An 18,144-nucleotide genomic window follows, 5' to 3' on the forward strand; every position below is an offset into this window, starting at 1 on the left:
GCGGTCTGTAGTGTTCTGGCGGTCAGTAGTGCATTCCCTTTTTCCAGCGGAACCCGGAGTGTCCTCCCTATGCGCATACCCAGATCCCGTGCCGCCAGGGCGATCACGGCCGCGTTGGCGGTCGGTCTGATCGTCACCGGCTGCGCCAGTGAGCGAGACGAGGAAGACAGCAGCGGTGCCAAGGACACGTTCGTGTTCGGTGCCCCAGGCGACCCCAGCTCGCTCGACCCGGCGCTCGCGAGCGACGGCGAGACCTTCCGCGTCACGCGGCAGGCCTTCGAGGCTCTGCTGGAGCACGAGTCGGGCGGCAGCAAGCTCGTCGGCGGCCTCGCCGAGAGCTGGGAGAGCAACCCCGAGGGCACGGTCTGGACCTTCAAGCTCCGCAAGGGCGTGAAGTTCCACGACGGCGAGACGTTCAACGCCGCGGCGGTCTGCACGAACTACGACCACTGGTTCAACTGGAAGGGCACCTACCAGTCCAGCGCGGTCTCGTACTACTGGCAGACCATCATGGGCGGCTTCGCGAAGAACGAGGACAAGGAGACGCCCGAGGCGAACTACAAGTCCTGCACCGCGAAGGACGACAACACCGCCGTCATCGAGGTCAAGGAGCCCTCCGCCAACCTCCCCGGCGGCTTCTCCCTGCAGGCCCTGGCGATCCACTCGCCGAAGGCCATCGCGGAGTACGAGAAGCAGGAGGCGACCGCCAAGGGCGACGCCATCACGTACCCCAAGTACAGCCAGGAGGCCGGCACGGTCGCCGGTACCGGCCCGTACAAGATCGCCAAGTGGAACAAGGGCAACAAGGAAGTCACCCTGACCCGCTTCGACGACTACTGGGGTGAGAAGGCCAAGGTCAAGAACCTGGTCATCCGCACCATCGACACCGAGGACGGCCGCCGCCAGGCCCTCCAGGCCGGTGACATCGACGGCTACGACCTGGTCGCGCCCGCCGACGTCAAGACCCTGGAGAACGACGGCTTCAAGGTCCCGACGCGTGACGTCTTCAACCTCTTCTACGTCGGCATGACGCAGACCGCCAACCCGGCGCTGAAGAAGAAGGAAGTCCGCGAGGCCATCGCGCACGCCATCGACCGGGAGAACCTGGTCAAGACCCAGCTCCCCGAGGGCGGCAAGGTCGCGACGCAGTTCATGCCGGACACCGTCGCCGGTTACTCGGACAAGGTGAAGACCTACGCGTACGACACCGCCAAGGCGAAGTCGCTGCTCGCGGACGCCAAGGAGAGCAAGCTCAAGATCGAGTTCTGCTACCCGACCGAGGTCACCCGCCCGTACATGCCCTCGCCGCAGGACCTGTTCGAGCTGATGAAGGCCGACCTGGAGAAGGCCGGTATCACCGTCACCCCGAAGCCGATGAAGTGGGCCCCGGACTACCTGGACGCCACCGAGGCCGGTTCCTGCGCCCTGCACATGCTCGGCTGGACCGGTGACTTCAACGACGGCTACAACTTCATCGGCACCTGGTTCGCGGGCTTCGACAAGCAGTGGGGCTTCAAGAACAAGGAGCTGTTCGACGCGGTGAACGCGGGCTCCAAGGTCGGTGACGAGGCCGCGCGCACCGCCGCCTACGAGAAGGCCAACGAGGTCATCATGGACTACCTGCCGGGTGTCCCGATCTCGTCCTCGCCGCCCGCCATCGCCTTCGGCAAGAACGTCAACCCGCCGAACGTCTCGCCGCTGACGCAGGAGAACTTCGCCGAAGTCTCCTTCAAGTAAGCAAGACAGGCATACGCACACGGTCCGTCCGGCTGCTGCACCTCGGCGGCCGGACGGACCTGTTCATGAGAAGGCACACACGTAAGAAAGGGGCTGCGGGGTGCTGCGTCTCGTCGTACGAAGACTGCTCCAACTCATTCCCACCCTGCTCGGCCTGTCGGTTCTGCTGTTCCTCTGGCTCAACCGGCTGCCCGGCGGACCCGCCTCAGCGATCCTGGGGGAGCGGGCCACCGAGGCCGAAGTGGCACGGATCAACCGTGCGTTGGGGCTCGACCAGCCCCTGTACGTCCAGTACTGGCGGTTCCTGAAGCGGATCGCCCAACTCGACCTGGGCACCTCGGTGCAGACCGGACAGCCGGTGTGGGACGAGTTCACGCTGCGCTTCCCCGCCACCGTCGAACTGTCCATCGCCGCGATGGTCATCGCCGTCGCCGTCGGTGTCCCGCTGGGCTACTTCGCGGCCCGCAAGCGCGGCGGCTGGCTCGACGTCACCGCCGTCTCCGGCTCCCTGGTCGGCATCTGCATCCCGGTGTTCTTCCTCGCCCTGATCCTCAAGGGCATCTTCGCCGTCAACCTGGGCATCTTCCCCAGCTACGGCCGCCAGTCCACCGGGATCAACGCCACCGACATCACCGGGTTCGCCGTCCTGGACGGCATCCTCACCGGGGAGTTCGACGCCTCCTGGGACGCGATCACCCACCTGGTGCTGCCAGCGATCACCCTGGCGTCCATCCCGCTCGCCGTCATCGTCCGGATGACCCGCGCCAGCGTGCTGGAGGTGCTGGGCGAGGACTACATCCGCACCGCCGAGTCCAAGGGCCTCAAGCGCTCCACCGTGCGCGGCCGTCACGTCCTGCGCAACGCCATGCTGCCGGTGGTCACCGCGGTCGGCCTGCTCACCGGCTCGCTGCTGTCCGGCGCCGTCCTCACCGAGTCGGTGTTCTCCTTCGGCGGCATCGGCTCCTTCATCCGGACCGCGATCGACGGCCGTGACTACCCGGTCCTCGTCGGCTTCATCATGTTCATCGCGATCGTGTACGTCCTGATCAACCTGCTGGTGGACGTGGCGTACAGCCTCATCGACCCGAGAGTGCGGGTGCACTGACGTGAGCACCACGAAAACCGAGAAGATCGAGCGCCTCGCGCAGCTCACCGCACAGACCGAGACCACGACCGGACTGAGCCTCTGGCGGGAGGCGTTCCGGCGCCTGAAATCCAGCAAGATGGCGATCGTCGGAGCGGTCATCATCGCCGTCTTCGTCGTGCTCGCCATCATCGGGCCATGGGTCGCCCCGCACTCGCCGACCGCGCAGACCTGGCGTGACGAGGTCCTGATCAACCAGGGCAAGTTCGTCGGACCGCGCGGCGAGAACTGGCTGGGCCTGGACCACCTCGGCCGCGACATGTTCTCCCGGATGCTGATCGGCGCCCGGCAGACCCTGCTCGTGGGTGTCGTCTCCACCCTCATCGGCCTCACCGTCGGCTTCCTCATCGGCGGCTTCTCGGGCGCCGCGGCCACCCTCGGCGGCGCCACCGGCAAGCGCGTCGACTCCGTGATCATGCGCGTCACGGACATGATGCTGGCGCTGCCGTCGCTGCTCCTCGCGGTGTCCGTGGCCGCCGTCCTAGGCCAGTCGCTGACCACGGTGATGATCGCCGTCGGTGTCGTCCAGGTGCCGATCTTCGCCCGGCTGCTGCGCGGTTCGATGCTCGCCCAGGGCGGCACCGACTACGTACTGGCCGCGCGCGCCCTCGGTGTCCGCAGGAAGCGCATCGTCGTCACCCAGGTGCTGCCCAACTCGCTCAGCCCGGTGATCGTCCAGGCGACGCTCTCCCTGGCCACCGCGATCATCGAGGCGGCGGCCCTGTCCTACCTGGGTCTCGGCAACCCCGACCCGTCGGTGCCAGAGTGGGGCGTGATGCTCTCCCAGGCGCAGCGCTTCTTCGACAACGCACCGATGATGGCGGTCTATCCGGCGGTCGGCATCATCATCACCGCCCTCGGCTTCACCCTGCTCGGCGAGGCCATGCGGGAAGCCCTCGACCCGAAGCTGCGAGGCTGAACCACCATGCCACTTCTCACAGTCGACGAACTGACCGTCACCTTCGGCGGACAGCACGGCCGCAAGGAGTCCCGCGCGGTCGACGGTGTCTCGTTCTCCGTCGACCAGGGCCAGGTCGTGGGTCTGGTCGGCGAGTCCGGCTGCGGCAAGTCCGTCACCTCCCTGGCGCTGATGGGGCTGCTGCCGCGCAAGGGCGTCACCGTCGGCGGCCGGGCCGACCTGGACGGCGCCAACCTGCTGACCATGAGCCGCGGTGCCCTGCGCGACCTGCGCGGCAGCAAGATGGCCATGATCTTCCAGGACCCGCTGTCGTCCCTGAACCCGGTCGTCCCGATCGGCGTCCAGGTCACCGAGATCCTCGAACGGCACCGGGGGCTCAAGGGCGAGGCCGCCCGCAAGGAGGCCGCGCACCTACTGGACCGGGTCGGCATCCCCGACCCGACCCGGCGGCTCAAGGAGTACCCGCACCAGATGTCCGGCGGTATGCGCCAGCGCGCGCTGATCGCCATGGCCGTCGCCTGCGCGCCGGGGCTCCTGATCGCCGACGAGCCGACCACCGCCCTGGACGTGACCATCCAGGCGCAGATCCTCGAACTGCTCAAGGAACTCGTGGACCAGGAGGGCACCGCCCTGCTGATGATCACCCACGACCTGGGCGTGGTCGCGGGCCTCTGCGACCAGGTGAACGTCCTGTACGCGGGCAAGGTCGTGGAGTCCGCCGGGCGCCGTGAACTCTTCGCCCACCCCACCCACCCCTACGCGCACGGGCTGCTGGGCTCCATCCCCCGCCTCGACGCCCCGCGCGGCGAGCCGCTCACCCCCGTGCGCGGCTCCATCAACGACCGGATCGCCTGGGCCGACGGCTGCGCCTTCGCGCCCCGCTGCGACCGCTACGAGGTGGACTGCCTGACCGGCACGCCCGCGCTCACCGAGCCGCGCGCGGCAGGGCACCAGGTGCGCTGCGTCCACCCCGTACTCGACGACGCCCCCCGGGCCGAGGAGGTCCCCGCATGAGCCTGCTCGAACTGGACGGCGTGAAGGTCCACTTCCCGGTCAAGAGGGGCGTGATCTTCGACCGTGTCGTGGGCCACGTCCACGCCGTCGACGGCGTCTCTCTCAAGGTGGAGGCGGGCCAGACGTACGGCCTGGTCGGTGAGTCGGGCTGCGGCAAGACCACCCTCGGGCGGGCCGTGCTGCGCCTGGTGGACATCACCGAGGGCGAGGTCGTGCTCGACGGCACCGACCTGGCGAAGCTGCCGGACGAGGAGATGCGCCGCTTCCGGCGCCGCCTCCAGATGGTCTTCCAGGACCCGCTGGGCTCCCTCAACCCCCGGCAGAACATCGAGTCGATCCTCACCGAGGGGATGCTCGCCCACGGCATCGGCGCCACCCAGGAGGAGCGCCGGGAGAAGATCAAGGCCATCCTGGCCAAGGTCGGACTGCCGTCCAACGCCCTCTCGCGCTACCCGCACGAGTTCTCCGGCGGCCAGCGCCAGCGCATCGGCATCGCCCGCGCGCTGGTCCTGGAGCCGGACGTGATCATCTGCGACGAGCCGGTCTCCGCGCTGGACGTCTCCATCCAGGCCCAGGTGATCAACCTCCTTGAGGAGCTCCAGGAGGAGCTGGGCCTCACCTACGTGGTGATCGCCCACGACCTGGCCGTGGTCCGGCACATCTCCGACGTGATCGGCGTGATGTACCTGGGCGCGCTGGTGGAGGAGGCCCCGAGCGACGCGCTGTACGCGGAGCCGAAGCACCCCTACACCAAGGCCCTGATGTCGGCGGTGCCGGTGCCCGACCCGGACGTGGAGGACCAGCGCGAGCGCATCCTGCTCACCGGCGACCTGCCCTCGCCCGCCAACCCGCCCGCCGGGTGCCGTTTCCACACCCGCTGCCCGTGGGTGCAGGAGACGCTGTGCGCGACGGAACGCCCCGTGCTGACCGACGTCGGCGGCGGTCACCGGGTGGCCTGCCACTACGCGGCCGAGATCGCCGCCGGGACGCTGAACCGGACCATGGGCGACGTGGTCCCGGCGGCGCGCGAGGAACTGGCGGAGGAGCGGCTGCCGGAGGAGGAGACGGTGGCGGACGAGACGGCCGACAAGGCGCCCGAGAAGACCGCGTAACCGGTACTCCGTGAGGGTGTGCACCTTTGTTCGCAAGGTGCACACCCTTCGGCACGTCAGAATGTTCGGGTGCTCCAGCAAATCTTCAGCCCGTCCGTCCAGCACACGCTCGACCTGGTCGGCATCTTCGTCTTCGCCATCTCCGGCGCGCTGCTGGCCGTCCGCAAGAACTTCGACGTGTTCGGCATCGCCGTCCTCGCCGAGGCCACCGCGCTCGGCGGCGGGCTGTTCCGGGACCTGGTGATCGGCGCCGTACCCCCCGCGGCCTTCACCGACCTCGGCTACTTCCTCACCCCCCTCCTCGCCACCCTCCTGGTGTTCTTCCTGCACCCGCAGGTGGAGCGCATCCAGGTCGGCGTCAACGTCTTCGACGCGGCGGGCCTCGGCCTGTTCTGCGTCGCGGGCACGACGAAGGCGTACGAGTACGGCCTCGGCCTCACCGCCTCCGCCGCCCTCGGCCTGGTCACCGCGGTGGGCGGCGGCGTGGTCCGGGACGTCCTCGCCAACGAGGTGCCGTCGCTGCTGCGCTGGGACCGCGACCTGTACGCCGTCCCCGCGATCGTCGGCGCCACGCTGACCGCGCTGTGCGTCGGCTACGACGCCCTCAACCCGCTGACCAGCGCGCTGGCCGCCGTCGTGGCCTTCGTGCTGCGGCTGCTGGCGATGCGGTACCACTGGCGGGCGCCGCGGGCGTGGAACCGCAGGTCGACGGTGCGGGAGGCACCGCCGGACCAGACGCCGCCCGGGACGCCCGGGACGCCCGGGCCGCCCGGGCCGCCCACCAAAGCTACCGCTTAGTATTTTCTTGTTGTACGGTACCGCCATGTCCCAGGCATTCCAGGCAACACCGGCGAGCATCGGCAGCAGCGAGTTCGACCGCGACACCGCCGTCACCCGCCGCGCACCCGGCGTCTACGACATCGACCTGTCCGACGGCTGGACCATCATCAACGCCGTCAACGGCGGCTACCTGCTGGCCGTCCTGGGCCGCGCCCTCGCGGACGCCCTGCCGCACCCGGACCCCTTCACCATCTCCGCGCACTACCTCACCGCCTCCCAGCCCGGCCCGGCGGTCGTCCGCACGGAGACCGTCCGCACCGGCCGCACCCTCTCCACCGGCCAGGCGTCGCTCTTCCAGTACGACGACCAGGGCGCCGAAGTCGAACGCATCCGCGTCCTCGCCTCCTACGGCGACCTGGGCGCCCTCCCCGACGACGTCCGCACCTCCGCGCGCCCGCCCGCGATCCCGCCGATGGACCAGTGCTTCGGCCCCGAGGACGGCCCCGCCCCGGTCCCCGGCAGCTCCGCCATCACCGACCGCCTGATGCTCAAGCTGGACCCCGCCACCCTCGGCTGGGCCCTCGGCGCGCCCTCCGGCAAGGGCGAGATGCGGGCCTGGTTCGGCCTGGCCGACGGCCGCGACGCGGACCCCTTCTCGCTCCTCCTGGCGGTAGACGCGCTCCCGCCCACCGCCTTCGAACTGGGCCTGACCGGCTGGGTCCCGACGGTCGAGCTGACCGTCCACATCCGCTGCCGCCCGGCCCCCGGCCCCCTGCGCGTCGCCATCTCCACCCGCAACCTCGCGGGCGGCTTCCTTGAGGAGGACGCGGAGGTCTGGGACAGCGAGGACCGCCTGGTGGCGCAGTCCCGCCAGTTGGCGCGGGTGCGGCTGTCCTGAGGGGGTCCCTGGACGCGTCGGCCGTCAGTCCAGCCAGTGGACGCGGCCGATGCTGATGAGCCGTAGGCGGCGGGTCGCGAGCTGGGCGACCCGCCGCTTCTCGTCTTCCGGGGCGTCCAGGGCCTCCAGGAACTGCGAGGCCGTGATCAGCATCTGGTCGACGTAGAGACCCGCGAGCATCAGCAGGTCGTCCGCGTTCCAGCCCGCCGACTCCGGGTCCGTGGCCAACTGCGCCCGCACCTCCTCGCCGAACAGCGCGAGCTGACCCCGGATGGCCTCCCGCACCGACTGCACCCCGCCGTGCCGCTCGCGGGCGATGAACCGGACGTGCGCGGGGTGGGCCGCCACGTGCCGGGCGATCAACTCCACGCTGCGCACTATGCGTTCGTCGCTGTCGCCCGAGGTGGCGACGATCGTGCGGATGGTGGCGTGCAGGCTGCCGAGCGCCTCCTCCACCAGCACCACGCCGAGGTCGGCGGTGGAGCGGAAGTGCCGGTAGAAGGCGGTCGGGGCGATCCCCACGGCCCGGGTGACCTCACGGAGTCCCAGACTGCTCAGGCTCTGCTCCTCCAGCAGTTCGAGCGCCGCGTCGAGGAGCGCCCGCCGGGTCTTCTGCTTCTGGGCCTGCCGGATGCCGAGGGTGTGACTCATGCCATGCAGTTAACAACTGTTCTCTCGAATGGGGAAGGTGTCGCGCGAGCTAGACTGGATAGTCAGTGAACAGTTGTTACCACACCAGAAGGCAAGACTCTGGGGGACCGATCCGATGCTGTTTCTCGTCGCCGCACTCCTGCTCCTCGGCCTCGTGCTGGGCACCGTCGCCCACGCGCCCCTGACGTTCAGCGTGGCCATGGGCGCCGTCATCGCCGTCTGGCTGGCCGTCTTCGCCCTGCGCGAGCGCCACGACCGCAGTCACCGCACCCCGACCACCGGGAGCTGACCACCATGCAACTGACCGCACCGGCCACCAGCGACACCGGCAAGCGCGACACCGACGGCATGGCCGTCGCCTCCTTCGTCCTGGGCCTGCTGGGCCTCCTGGTCCTGAACGTGTTCCTGGGCCCCGTCGCCATCACCCTGGCGACGATCGCCCTGTGGCGCGGCACGACCCGCCCGGGCCGCGCGTACCTGGGCCTGGGCCTGGGCGTGGCGGACCTCCTGGTCCTCGTCGCCTTCATGCAGGCGGACAACACGGTGTCCTGGAGCCTCTGAGAGGGCGCGGCCACCGACGCCGGGTGCCCCGGCACCCCCGGCACCGCACCGCGGTCAAGCCGCGCTCAAGGCCGACGAACAGACCGCCGTAGAATCGGCGACACCATGGCATACCTCGACCACGCCGCGACCACCCCCATGCTCCCGGAGGCGGCAGAGGCCCTCACCGCCCACCTAGGCAGCACGGGCAACGCCTCCTCCCTCCACGCCTCCGGCCGCGCAGCCCGCCGCACGGTAGAGGAAGCCCGCGAGACCCTCGCCGAAGCCCTCGGCGCCCGCCCCAGCGAGGTCGTCTTCACCTCCGGCGGCACCGAGGCCGACAACCTCGCGGTGAAGGGCCTGTACTGGTCCCGCCGCGACGCCGACCCGGCCCGCACCCGGGTCCTCGCCAGCCCCGTCGAGCACCACGCCGTCCTGGACGCCGTCCACTGGCTGGCCGAACACGAGGGCGCCACGGTCGAGTACCTCCCGGTGGACAAGTACGGCCGGGTCCACCCCGACGCCCTGCGCGAGGCCATCGCCCGCGACCCCGACGACGTGGCCCTGGCCACCGTGATGTGGGCGAACAACGAGATCGGCACGATCCTCCCCGTCCGCGAACTGGCGACGGTGGCCGCCGAGTTCGAGATCCCCCTGCACTCCGACGCGGTCCAGGCGTTCGGCCAGACGCCGGTCGACTTCGCCGCGTCCGGACTCGCCGCGATGACGGTCTCGGGCCACAAGATCGGCGGCCCGTACGGCATCGGCGCGCTGATCCTCGGCCGGGAGCACACCCCCGTCCCCGTGCTGCACGGCGGCGGCCAGGAACGCCACGTCCGCTCCGGCACCCTCGACGTGCCCGCGATCGCCTCCTTCGCGGTCGCCGGACGGCTCGCCGCCGAGCAGCGCGAGTGGTTCGCCCGCGAGATCGGCGCCCTGCGGGACCAGTTGGCCGACGCGGTCCTGACCGCCGTACCGGACGCGATCCTGGGCGGCGACCCGGCACCCGGCGGCAGGCTCCCGGCGAACGCGCACTTCACGTTCCCCGGCTGTGAGGGCGACTCCCTGCTGCTCCTGCTCGACGCCCAGGGCATCGAGTGCTCCACGGGCTCGGCGTGCACGGCGGGGGTGGCGCAGCCCAGCCACGTCCTGCTGGCCACCGGCACCGACCCGGACCTGGCGCGGGGCACCCTGCGCTTCTCCCTGGGCCACACGTCCACGGAGGCGGACGTGGAGGCGGTGGCGAAGGCGATCGGCCCGGCCGTGGAGCGCGCGAGGGCGGCGGGCCTGACCTAGGGCGTGTTGCGAAAGTCCCGCCTGCCGCCCGACGCCCGGCACGCACTCTCGCCGCACCGGACGAAAGCCCACGTACAACCAGTACGAGGGCTTCCGCCCGGCACGCCGAGAGCACGCACCGGACGCCGCTCGGCCCGCCCTCCGGGCGGACGACGGGACTTTCGCAACACGCCCTAGGTGGGCGTGGCGGAGGTGGGAGCCGTGGGCGCCGTACGAGCCCGCCGCACCAGCCGCATGTACCGCTCCCAGTCCCAGTGCGGCCCGGGGTCGGTGTGGTCGGTCCCCGGCACCTCCACGTGCCCGATGATGTGCTCGCGGTCGACGGGTATGTCGTAGCGGCGGCATATCCCGGCGGTGAGCCGGGCGGAGGCGGCGTACATGGCGTCGGTGAAGTCCCGCGGCCGGTCGACGAAACCGGCGTGCTCTATGCCGACGCTGCGCTCGTTGTACTCCCGGTTGCCCGCGTGGAAGGCCACGTCCAACTCGCGGATCATCTGGGTGATGTGCCCGTCCTCGCGGACGACGTAGTGGGAGGCGGCCCCGTGCGCCGGGTCCTGGAAGACCTGGACCGCGCTGTCGAAGCTGCCCTGTGTCACATGGATGATCACCATGTCGATGGCGTAGTCGTCCGGCCGGTCCGCGCGCCGCCAGTTCGCGGAGGAGGCCGCCACCCAGCGGGCGCCGCCGTAGTCGACGGCGCCCTCGACGCGCGGCTTCTCCACGCCGGGCATCCGCCACCACAGCCGCGACAGCTCGTCCCACGCCAGCGCCCCGGCGGTGCCGAGCCCGGCGGCGGCCACCCCGCCGACGATCAGCGAGCGCCGCCCGATGCCGCGGCCCGAGCCGCCCTCCGTCTGCCCCATGTGATCCACAACGGATACTCGCGGGCTCCGGTTCCCGCCTCCCCGTACCCTGGATGCGTTATGACTGACACCCCGCAGCCCTCCCGCCCCCTCCGCGTCCTCGCCGCCATGTCCGGCGGGGTCGACTCCGCCGTAGCCGCCGCCCGCGCGGCCGAGGCGGGCCACGACGTGACCGGCGTCCACCTGGCGCTCTCCGCGAACCCGCAGTCGTTCCGCACGGGCGCGCGGGGCTGTTGCACGATCGAGGACTCCCGGGACGCGCGCCGCGCCGCCGACGTGATCGGCATCCCGTTCTACGTGTGGGACCTCGCCGACCGCTTCCGCGAGGACGTCGTGGAGGACTTCGTGGCCGAGTACGAGGCGGGACGCACCCCGAACCCGTGCCTGCGCTGCAACGAGAAGATCAAGTTCGCGGCGCTGCTGGACAAGGCGCTGGCGCTGGGCTTCGACGCGGTCTGCACGGGCCACTACGCGAAGGTGATCGTCACGGCGGACGGCACGCGCGAGCTGCACCGCGCCTCCGACCTGGCGAAGGACCAGTCGTACGTCCTCGGCGTCCTGGACGACCGCCAGCTCGCCCACGCGATGTTCCCGCTGGGCGACACGGTGACGACGAAGGACGAGATCCGCGCGGAGGCGGAGCGCCGCGGCCTGGCGGTGGCGAAGAAGCCCGACAGCCACGACATCTGCTTCATCGCGGACGGCGACACCCAGGGCTTCCTCGCCCGCCGCCTGGGCCGGGCCGAGGGCGACATCGTCGACGAGGCGGGCAACAAGCTGGGCACCCACGAGGGCGCCTACGGCTACACGATCGGCCAGCGCAAGGGCCTGCGCATCGGCACCCCGGCCCCCGACGGCAAGCCGCGCTACGTCCTGGACATCTCCCCGGTCACCAACACGGTCACGGTCGGCCCGGCCACCGCCCTGGACGTCACCGCCCTGCGCGCCGTCAACCCCCGTTGGTGCGGCGCGGCCCCCACCGGCCCCGGCACCTACACGGCCCAGCTCCGCGCCCACGGCGACGAGACCCCGGTGACCGCCGAACTGGTCGACGGCACCCTGGAGGTCACCTTCACCGCCCCCGTCCGCGGCGTGGCCCCCGGCCAGGCGATCGTCCTGTACGACGACACGCGCGTGGTGGGCTCGGCGACGATCGCGTCTACGGTACGGGCGACGGCGGGGGTCTAGTGCCCGCGGGAGCTACCCCGCGAAGAACTCCGCCAGCACCGGTGCCAGTACGGCCGGTTCCACCATGTGGTTCTGGTCGGTGAGGACGCGGTACGTGCCCTGGGGGACCGCCTCCGCGACCGCTCGGGCCGACTGGCGCATCCACTCCTCGCTCGCGCCGCCCGCGAGGGCGAGGACCGGGCAGGTCACCGAGGCGAGGAGGCCGTGCGGTACGCGCCCGTCGGACATGACCTGGTCGTCGTAGGCGAGGGTGGGGGCGATGGTCTCCATCTCGGCCCACATGGGGGACTGGCGGGCGCCCTGGATCAGGGCGGGGGCCAAGCCCGTGAGGGAGAGGAACAGTTCGACCGCGTCGCCCCGGCGACCGTCCCTGAGGGCCGCCGTCAGACTTTCGGTGTACTCGGCGCGCTCCCGCGCGGACGTGTCGTCCAGGGCGTACGGCACCTCGTAGACGGCGACCTGACGGACCGGCAGTCCGCTGGCCGCCGCGCGCAGGGCGAGCGCGCCGCCCGAGGAGACGCCGTAGAGGGCCGCCTCGCCGCCCGCCGCGTCGATCAGGGCCGCGAGGTCCTCGATCTCACGGTCCACCGCGTACGGTGCCGTGTCGCCGCTCGCGCCGCGGCCTCGGCGGTCGTAGGCCAGGACGGTGCAGCGGTCCGACAGGGGCCCGGCCAGGGGTGCCACCGTGGCCCCCGTCGACATCGCACCGCTGACCAGGATCACGGCGGGGCCGTCCCCGGAGCGTTCGTACGCGATCGGTGTGCCGTCGCGCGAGATGGTCTGCTTGTCCATGCGGTGGAGACTGCCACGCGGCATGGAACTCAATCGCCTACAACACGTCGACCTCGTAGAAGCAGAGGTGGTCCTTGATCTGGGTGACGTCCGGCTTCGGCTCGGGGTAGGCCCAGACGAGGTCCGGGGCGTCCGGCAGGGACCAGTAGGAGGCGGTTCCCTTGAAGGGGCAGTAGGTGTGGGTGTCGGAGGGGGTCAGGAGGTCGAGGCGTACGTCCTCCGGGGGGATGTAGTAGCGGGGCGGACAGCCCGTCTCACGGAGGATCAACGGGCGGTGGCTTTCCGCCAGGACCTGTCCCTCGTGGACGGCCCTGACGTGCTGCGTGCCCTGCTCGATGGTGATCGTGTGTCCTTCGGCCATACCGGGACAGCGCCGCCGCGGGCGCGGTTTGTTCCCACGTACGGTGGGCCCATGAACATCTGCGTCTTCCTCTCCGCCGCCGACCTCGACGAGCGCTACACGCGTCCCGCGCGGGAGTTCGCCAAGCTGATCGGCAAGGGCGGGCACGCGCTCGTGTGGGGCGGTTCCGACGTCGGGCTGATGAAGGTGGTGGCCGACGGGGTGCAGGAGGCGGGCGGGCGGCTCGTCGGGGTCTCGGTGGACTTCCTCTCCGCCAAGGCCCGGCCCGGCGCCGACGAGATGGTGATCGCGCGGGATCTCGCCGAGCGCAAGAAGCTGCTGCTCGACAAGGCCGACGCCGTGGTGATCATGGTCGGTGGGACCGGCACGCTGGACGAGGCGACCGAGATCCTGGAGCTGAAGAAGCACGGAAGGACCGAGAAGCCGGTGGTCCTGCTGAACACCGCGGGCTTCTACGACGGGCTGAAGGAGCAGTTCCGGCGCATGGAGGACGAGGGCTTCCTGCCCCGGCCGCTGGCCGACCTGGTGTTCTTCGCGGAGGAGCCGGTGGGCGCCATGGCCTACCTGGAGGAGAGCCTCGGCATCGAGTGAGCCGCCCGGGGTGCGAGCATGGCGGGCATGGCTACACATGTGATCACCGGGGCCGGGTCCGGCATCGGCGCGGCCGTCGCCCGCCGCCTGCACGCGCGCGGGGACGAACTCGTGCTCCACGCGCGCGACGCGGGCCGCGCGAAGGAGCTGGCCGCGCGGTTCCCCGGCGCCCGCACGCTCGTCGGGGACCTCGCCGAACCGGACCGGCTCAGTTGGGCCTTCTCCCACCAGACCCTGCCCGACCGGGTCGACTCGCTGCTGCACGTCGCGGGTGTGGTCGACCTGGGTCCGGTGGGGGACCTGACGCCGAAGAACTGGCGGCACCAGCTCAACGTCAACCTGCTCGCCCCCGCCGAGCTGACCCGGCACTTCCTGCCCCAGCTGCGCACCGCCCGCGGCCACGTCCTGTTCGTGAACTCCGGCGCGGGACTGGCCGCCCACGCGGGCTGGTCGGCGTACGCGGCCTCCAAGCACGGTCTGAAGGCCCTCGCCGACTCCCTGCGCCAGGAGGAGCACGCCCACGGCGTCCGCGTCACCTCCGTCTACCCGGGCCGCACCGCGAGCCCGATGCAGGCCAAGGTCCACCAGCAGGAGGGCAAGGAGTACGAGCCCGGGAAGTGGATCGACCCCGAGTCCGTCGCCACCACGATCCTCATGGCGCTCGACCTGCCCCGGGACGCGGAGGTCAACGACCTGACCGTGCGTCCGGGCCGCTGACCGGTCGGGGGCGCTGGACCGGCCCGGGGGCGCTGACCAGCCCGGGGGCGCTGACCGGCCCGACAGGGCTGCGTAGGCTGCTCCGGTGAGCGAAAACAGCCAGACCAGCTTCGGTGCCGCCACCGGCGTCGGGTCCATGCCCGGCACGGACGCCCGGGAGGCCGCCAAGACCGTCACCGGGTCCTTCGAGGACTTCCCGTACCTCGCCGAGCTGCCCGCCCGCGGGCCCGGCGCCGACATGATCGGGCGGACCGCGGGGATGCTCGTCGAGCTGTACGCGCGCGTGGAGCCCAGCGGGTGGCGGCTCGGGGACCGGCCGGGGCGGGACACCCGGCGCGCCCGCTCCTGGCTGGGGGAGGACCTCGACGCCCTGGAGGAGTACACCCAGGACTACGAGGGGCCGCTGAAGGTGCAGGCGGTGGGGCCCTGGACGCTCGCCGCCGCGCTGGAGCTGCGCAACGGCGAGGCCGTGCTCTCCGACGCCGGGGCCTGCCGCGACCTCGCCGCCTCCCTCGCCGAGGGGCTCCGGGAGCACCTGGCCGAGGTACGGCGCCGGGTCCCCGGCGCACGCGTCGTGCTGCAACTCGACGAGCCGTCCCTGACCGCCGTACTGCGCGGACAGGTGAGGACCGCCAGCGGCTACCGCACGCACCGCGCCGTCGACCGGCAGGTCGTGGAGGCCGGACTGCGGGAGGTGCTGGGGGTGCACGGGGACGGGCCCACCGTGGTGCACTCGTGCGCGCCGGACGTTCCGTTCGCGCTGCTGCGCCGGGCCGGGGTCAAGGGCGTCTCCTTCGACTTCGCGCTCCTCACCGAGCGTGACGACGAGGTGATCGGTGAGGCCGTGGAAGCGGGTACCCGGCTGCTCGCCGGTGTGGTGCCGGGCACCGACGGCCCATTGTCAGACCCTGCCGGTAGCGTCAGTGGTGTCAGGACGCTCTGGCGCAGGCTGGGGCTGCATCCGGGTCTTCTCGCGGATGCCGTCACGGTCACCCCGGCGTGCGGACTCGCGGGCGCGTCCCCCGAGTACGCCCGCCGGGCGCTCGCCCACTGCGTCCGGGCGGCGAGATCCCTCGCGGACAACCCTGAGTAACGGGAGGACAACACGGTGGCCGGGGACAAGCAAGCGGAGACGACGGCGCCCGCCGAGGCGCGGGACAGGCACGCACGGCTCGCCCAGGAGGTGGAGGAGCACCGCCGCCGGTACTACGGGGAGGACGCGCCCGTCATCAGCGACGCCGAGTTCGACGAACTGCTGCGTTCCCTGGAGGCGCTGGAGGAGGAGTACCCGGAGCTGCGCACGCCCGACTCGCCCACCCAGAAGGTGGCGGTGGCGTACGAGACGGACCTCGCGGAGGTCGAGCACCGCCAGCCGATGCTCTCCCTCGACAACGTCTTCGACGACGACGGGCTCGCCGCCTGGGCCGAGCGGGTGGCGCGGGACGTCGGCGGCACCGACTACCACCTGCTGTGCGAGCTGAAGGTCGACGGCCTCGCCATCAACCTGACCTACGAGGACGGCAGGCTCGTCCGCGCGGCCACCCGGGGCAGCGGCCTGACCGGTGAGGACGTCACGCCCAACGTGATGACGATCGGGGAGATCCCGCACCGCCTCAACGGCGACCGCGTGCCCCGGCTCGTCGAGATCCGCGGGGAGGTCTACTTCCCGATGGAGGCCTTCCAGGACCTCAACGCCCGCCGGGTCGCGGCCGGTGAGAAGCCGTACGCCAACCCCCGCAACTCCGCCTCGGGTTCGCTGCGCCAGAAGGACCCCAAGGTCACGGCGACGCTGCCGCTGCACATGGTCGTCCACGGCATCGGCGCCCTGGAGGGGTTCGAGGGCCTGACCCGGCTCTCCGAGGCGTACGACCTGCTGAAGGAGTGGGGGCTGCCGACCTCCCCGCACAACCGCGTGGTCGACGACCTGGACGGCGTACGCGAGTTCATCGCCCACTACGGCGAGAACCGGCACTCGGTGGCCCACGAGATCGACGGCGTGGTCGTCAAGCTGGACGAGATCCGGCTCCAGGGCCGCCTCGGGTCGACCTCCCGCGCGCCGCGCTGGGCGATCGCGTACAAGTACGCGCCGGAGGAGGTCAACACCAAGCTGGTCAACATCCGCGTGGGCGTCGGCCGCACCGGCCGGGTCACGCCGTACGCGCAGGTCGAGCCGGTCACCGTCGCGGGCTCCGAGGTGGAGTTCGCCACCCTGCACAACCAGGACGTCGTCAAGGCCAAGGGCGTCCTCATCGGTGACACGGTGGTGCTGCGCAAGGCCGGTGACGTCATCCCGGAGATCCTCGGTCCGGTGGTCGACCTGCGCGACGGCAGCGAGCGCGAGTTCGTGATGCCGTCCGAGTGCCCCGAGTGCGGTACGCCGCTGAAGGCCATGAAGGAGGGCGACGTCGACCTGCGCTGCCCCAACGCCCGCGCCTGCCCGGCGCAGCTTCGGGAGCGGCTGTTCTACCTCGCGGGCCGCAAGGCGCTGGATATCGAGCACTTCGGGTACGTGGCCGCCGCCGCGCTCACCAAGCCGCTGGAGCCGGACACCCCGCCGCTGGCCGACGAGGGCGACCTGTTCGACCTCACGGTGGAGCGGCTGCTGCCCATCAAGGCGTACGTCCTCGACCAGGACAGCGGGCTGCCCAAGCGGGACCCGAAGACGGGCGAGGAGAAGGTCGTCACGGTCTTCGCCAACCAGGAGGGCAAGCCCAAGAAGAACGCCCTGGCCATGCTGGAGAACATCGCGGCGGCCAAGGAGCGCCCGCTCGCGCGGGTCCTGACCGGGCTGTCGATCCGTCATGTCGGTCCGGTCGCGGCCGAGGCGCTGGCCAGGGAGTTCCGTTCCGTGGAGCGGATCGAGCAGGCCAGCGAGGAGGAGCTGGCGGCGACCGAGGGCGTCGGGCCGATCATCGCCGCCTCGCTGAAGGAGTGGTTCGCCGAGCCGTGGCACCAGGAGATCCTCCGCAAGTGGCGGGCGGCCGGGGTCCGGATGGAGGAGGAGGGCTCCGGAGAGGACCAGGGGCCGCGCCCGCTGGAAGGGCTCACCGTCGTCGTGACCGGGACGCTGGAGCGCTTCACCCGGGACGGCGCCAAGGAGGCACTCCAGAGCAGAGGCGCCAAGGTGACCGGTTCGGTGTCGAAGAAGACGGCGTTCGTCGTTGTGGGTGACAACCCCGGATCGAAATACGACAAGGCGATGCAGCTGAAGGTTCCGGTGTTGGACGAGGACGGGTTCGACATCCTGCTCGAACAGGGCCCGGAGGCCGCCGCGGACGCCGCACTTCCGGCCGAGGAGTAGCGGTTGAAGGCCACCCGATCGGCGCATATCAGATGCATAAGGGTGGCGTGGGCGCAATCGGGCGACCGCCGTCGACCGCTGCCCGTGGAAGGCTTCTGCGGCCTACTGTTGAGGTGTGCGCCTGCCGTGCCCCGCTGCGGTTGGGGCACCTCCGTGCTCATGAAGGGCCTTGAAGGGCACGGGAAAGGGTTTTCCAACGCGGCGCCAAGGATGGTTGTCGGGCATCGGGCCGCGTGGCGT

19 protein-coding genes are annotated in these 18,144 nt (G+C 71.1%); 15 read left to right on the forward strand and 4 right to left on the reverse strand.

Annotation, left to right across the window (positions count from 1 at the left end; genetic code table 11):
• Nucleotides 1-69: 69 nt before the first annotated feature.
• From ACFQZ6_RS24930 to ACFQZ6_RS24960, 7 genes are all read left to right on the forward strand, one after another.
• Entirely contained in the window at nt 70-1,737 is a 1,668-nt protein-coding gene (locus ACFQZ6_RS24930; protein WP_381612713.1) for an ABC transporter substrate-binding protein, read from the forward strand.
• Between the two features lie 100 nt (nt 1,738-1,837).
• Entirely contained in the window at nt 1,838-2,842 is a 1,005-nt protein-coding gene (locus ACFQZ6_RS24935; RefSeq protein ID WP_381612716.1) for an ABC transporter permease, read from the forward strand.
• A gap of 1 nt (nt 2,843) precedes the next feature.
• A complete protein-coding gene (locus ACFQZ6_RS24940; RefSeq protein WP_381612719.1) occupies nt 2,844-3,800 on the forward strand; it encodes an ABC transporter permease in 957 nt (318 codons plus the stop codon).
• A gap of 6 nt (nt 3,801-3,806) precedes the next feature.
• Complete coding sequence (locus tag ACFQZ6_RS24945; protein WP_381612721.1) at nt 3,807-4,814, forward strand: ABC transporter ATP-binding protein; 1,008 nt, start codon at nt 3,807-3,809, stop codon at nt 4,812-4,814.
• On the forward strand, nt 4,811-5,926 hold the full coding sequence (locus ACFQZ6_RS24950; RefSeq protein WP_381612724.1) for an ABC transporter ATP-binding protein: 1,116 nt from the start codon (nt 4,811-4,813) through the stop codon (nt 5,924-5,926). Before ACFQZ6_RS24945 ends, ACFQZ6_RS24950 begins: the two co-directional genes overlap by 4 nt.
• A 69-nt stretch (nt 5,927-5,995) precedes the next feature.
• Entirely contained in the window at nt 5,996-6,724 is a 729-nt protein-coding gene (locus tag ACFQZ6_RS24955) for a trimeric intracellular cation channel family protein (RefSeq protein WP_381612727.1), read from the forward strand.
• Between the two features lie 25 nt (nt 6,725-6,749).
• Nucleotides 6,750-7,604, forward strand: a complete 855-nt coding sequence (locus tag ACFQZ6_RS24960; RefSeq protein WP_381612730.1) for a thioesterase family protein — start codon at nt 6,750-6,752, stop codon at nt 7,602-7,604.
• A 24-nt stretch (nt 7,605-7,628) separates the two neighbouring features.
• On the opposite strand, the gene ACFQZ6_RS24965 is transcribed toward ACFQZ6_RS24960, so the two are convergent.
• On the reverse strand, nt 7,629-8,255 hold the full coding sequence (locus ACFQZ6_RS24965) for a TetR family transcriptional regulator (RefSeq protein WP_381612733.1): 627 nt from the start codon (nt 8,253-8,255) through the stop codon (nt 7,629-7,631).
• A gap of 115 nt (nt 8,256-8,370) precedes the next feature.
• Between ACFQZ6_RS24965 and ACFQZ6_RS24970 the strand changes: the two genes are divergently transcribed.
• The 3 genes from ACFQZ6_RS24970 to ACFQZ6_RS24980 all read left to right on the forward strand — a co-directional run bounded on the left by ACFQZ6_RS24970 (nt 8,371) and on the right by ACFQZ6_RS24980 (nt 10,091).
• Complete coding sequence (locus tag ACFQZ6_RS24970) at nt 8,371-8,544, forward strand: hypothetical protein (protein WP_381612736.1); 174 nt, start codon at nt 8,371-8,373, stop codon at nt 8,542-8,544.
• A gap of 5 nt (nt 8,545-8,549) precedes the next feature.
• Nucleotides 8,550-8,816, forward strand: coding sequence for a DUF4190 domain-containing protein (locus tag ACFQZ6_RS24975; RefSeq protein WP_381612739.1), 267 nt, complete (start codon nt 8,550-8,552; stop codon nt 8,814-8,816).
• A 105-nt stretch (nt 8,817-8,921) separates the two neighbouring features.
• On the forward strand, nt 8,922-10,091 hold the full coding sequence (locus ACFQZ6_RS24980) for a cysteine desulfurase family protein (RefSeq protein ID WP_381612742.1): 1,170 nt from the start codon (nt 8,922-8,924) through the stop codon (nt 10,089-10,091).
• Between the two features lie 173 nt (nt 10,092-10,264).
• Here ACFQZ6_RS24980 and ACFQZ6_RS24985 read toward each other — a convergent pair whose 3' ends face one another.
• On the reverse strand, nt 10,265-10,954 hold the full coding sequence (locus ACFQZ6_RS24985) for an N-acetylmuramoyl-L-alanine amidase (protein ID WP_381612745.1): 690 nt from the start codon (nt 10,952-10,954) through the stop codon (nt 10,265-10,267).
• A gap of 60 nt (nt 10,955-11,014) precedes the next feature.
• On the opposite strand from ACFQZ6_RS24985, the gene mnmA reads away from it, so the two are divergent.
• On the forward strand, nt 11,015-12,142 hold the full coding sequence (gene mnmA, locus ACFQZ6_RS24990) for a tRNA 2-thiouridine(34) synthase MnmA (protein WP_381612748.1): 1,128 nt from the start codon (nt 11,015-11,017) through the stop codon (nt 12,140-12,142).
• Between the two features lie 12 nt (nt 12,143-12,154).
• Here mnmA and ACFQZ6_RS24995 read toward each other — a convergent pair whose 3' ends face one another.
• Nucleotides 12,155-12,934 carry an alpha/beta fold hydrolase gene (locus ACFQZ6_RS24995; protein ID WP_381612751.1) on the reverse strand — a complete coding sequence of 260 codons (780 nt, stop codon included), beginning with the start codon at nt 12,932-12,934 and terminating at the stop codon, nt 12,155-12,157.
• 37 nt (nt 12,935-12,971) lie between these two features.
• A complete protein-coding gene (locus tag ACFQZ6_RS25000; RefSeq protein WP_381612754.1) occupies nt 12,972-13,295 on the reverse strand; it encodes a DUF427 domain-containing protein in 324 nt (107 codons plus the stop codon).
• A 51-nt stretch (nt 13,296-13,346) separates the two neighbouring features.
• Between ACFQZ6_RS25000 and ACFQZ6_RS25005 the strand changes: the two genes are divergently transcribed.
• The 4 genes from ACFQZ6_RS25005 (at nt 13,347) to ligA (ending at nt 17,904) form a co-directional block, all read left to right on the forward strand.
• A complete protein-coding gene (locus tag ACFQZ6_RS25005) occupies nt 13,347-13,886 on the forward strand; it encodes an LOG family protein (protein ID WP_381612757.1) in 540 nt (179 codons plus the stop codon).
• An 18-nt stretch (nt 13,887-13,904) separates the two neighbouring features.
• On the forward strand, nt 13,905-14,603 hold the full coding sequence (locus ACFQZ6_RS25010; protein WP_381612760.1) for an SDR family oxidoreductase: 699 nt from the start codon (nt 13,905-13,907) through the stop codon (nt 14,601-14,603).
• An 85-nt stretch (nt 14,604-14,688) separates the two neighbouring features.
• Complete coding sequence (locus tag ACFQZ6_RS25015; protein ID WP_381612762.1) at nt 14,689-15,696, forward strand: methionine synthase; 1,008 nt, start codon at nt 14,689-14,691, stop codon at nt 15,694-15,696.
• Nucleotides 15,697-15,711: 15 nt separating this feature from the next.
• Complete coding sequence (gene ligA / locus ACFQZ6_RS25020; RefSeq protein ID WP_381612765.1) at nt 15,712-17,904, forward strand: NAD-dependent DNA ligase LigA; 2,193 nt, start codon at nt 15,712-15,714, stop codon at nt 17,902-17,904.
• The last annotated feature ends 240 nt before the right edge of the window (nt 17,905-18,144 follow it).

The organism is Streptomyces flavalbus (genome assembly GCF_042674625.1).
Taxonomy (GTDB): domain Bacteria; phylum Actinomycetota; class Actinomycetes; order Streptomycetales; family Streptomycetaceae; genus Streptomyces; species Streptomyces flavalbus.

Coding starts and splice junctions, on each gene's coding strand:
- ACFQZ6_RS24930 (WP_381612713.1), top strand. CDS start 70: ATGCGCATACCCAGATCCCGTGCCGCCAGGGCGATCACGGCCGCGTTG.
- mnmA (WP_381612748.1), top strand. CDS start 11,015: ATGACTGACACCCCGCAGCCCTCCCGCCCCCTCCGCGTCCTCGCCGCC.
- ACFQZ6_RS24980 (WP_381612742.1), top strand. CDS start 8,922: ATGGCATACCTCGACCACGCCGCGACCACCCCCATGCTCCCGGAGGCG.
- ACFQZ6_RS24995 (WP_381612751.1), bottom strand. CDS start 12,934: ATGGACAAGCAGACCATCTCGCGCGACGGCACACCGATCGCGTACGAA.
- ACFQZ6_RS24975 (WP_381612739.1), top strand. CDS start 8,550: ATGCAACTGACCGCACCGGCCACCAGCGACACCGGCAAGCGCGACACC.
- ACFQZ6_RS24945 (WP_381612721.1), top strand. CDS start 3,807: ATGCCACTTCTCACAGTCGACGAACTGACCGTCACCTTCGGCGGACAG.
- ACFQZ6_RS25005 (WP_381612757.1), top strand. CDS start 13,347: ATGAACATCTGCGTCTTCCTCTCCGCCGCCGACCTCGACGAGCGCTAC.
- ACFQZ6_RS25000 (WP_381612754.1), bottom strand. CDS start 13,295: ATGGCCGAAGGACACACGATCACCATCGAGCAGGGCACGCAGCACGTC.
- ACFQZ6_RS24970 (WP_381612736.1), top strand. CDS start 8,371: ATGCTGTTTCTCGTCGCCGCACTCCTGCTCCTCGGCCTCGTGCTGGGC.
- ACFQZ6_RS24960 (WP_381612730.1), top strand. CDS start 6,750: ATGTCCCAGGCATTCCAGGCAACACCGGCGAGCATCGGCAGCAGCGAG.
- ACFQZ6_RS24950 (WP_381612724.1), top strand. CDS start 4,811: ATGAGCCTGCTCGAACTGGACGGCGTGAAGGTCCACTTCCCGGTCAAG.
- ACFQZ6_RS25010 (WP_381612760.1), top strand. CDS start 13,905: ATGGCGGGCATGGCTACACATGTGATCACCGGGGCCGGGTCCGGCATC.
- ACFQZ6_RS24965 (WP_381612733.1), bottom strand. CDS start 8,255: ATGAGTCACACCCTCGGCATCCGGCAGGCCCAGAAGCAGAAGACCCGG.
- ACFQZ6_RS24985 (WP_381612745.1), bottom strand. CDS start 10,954: ATGGGGCAGACGGAGGGCGGCTCGGGCCGCGGCATCGGGCGGCGCTCG.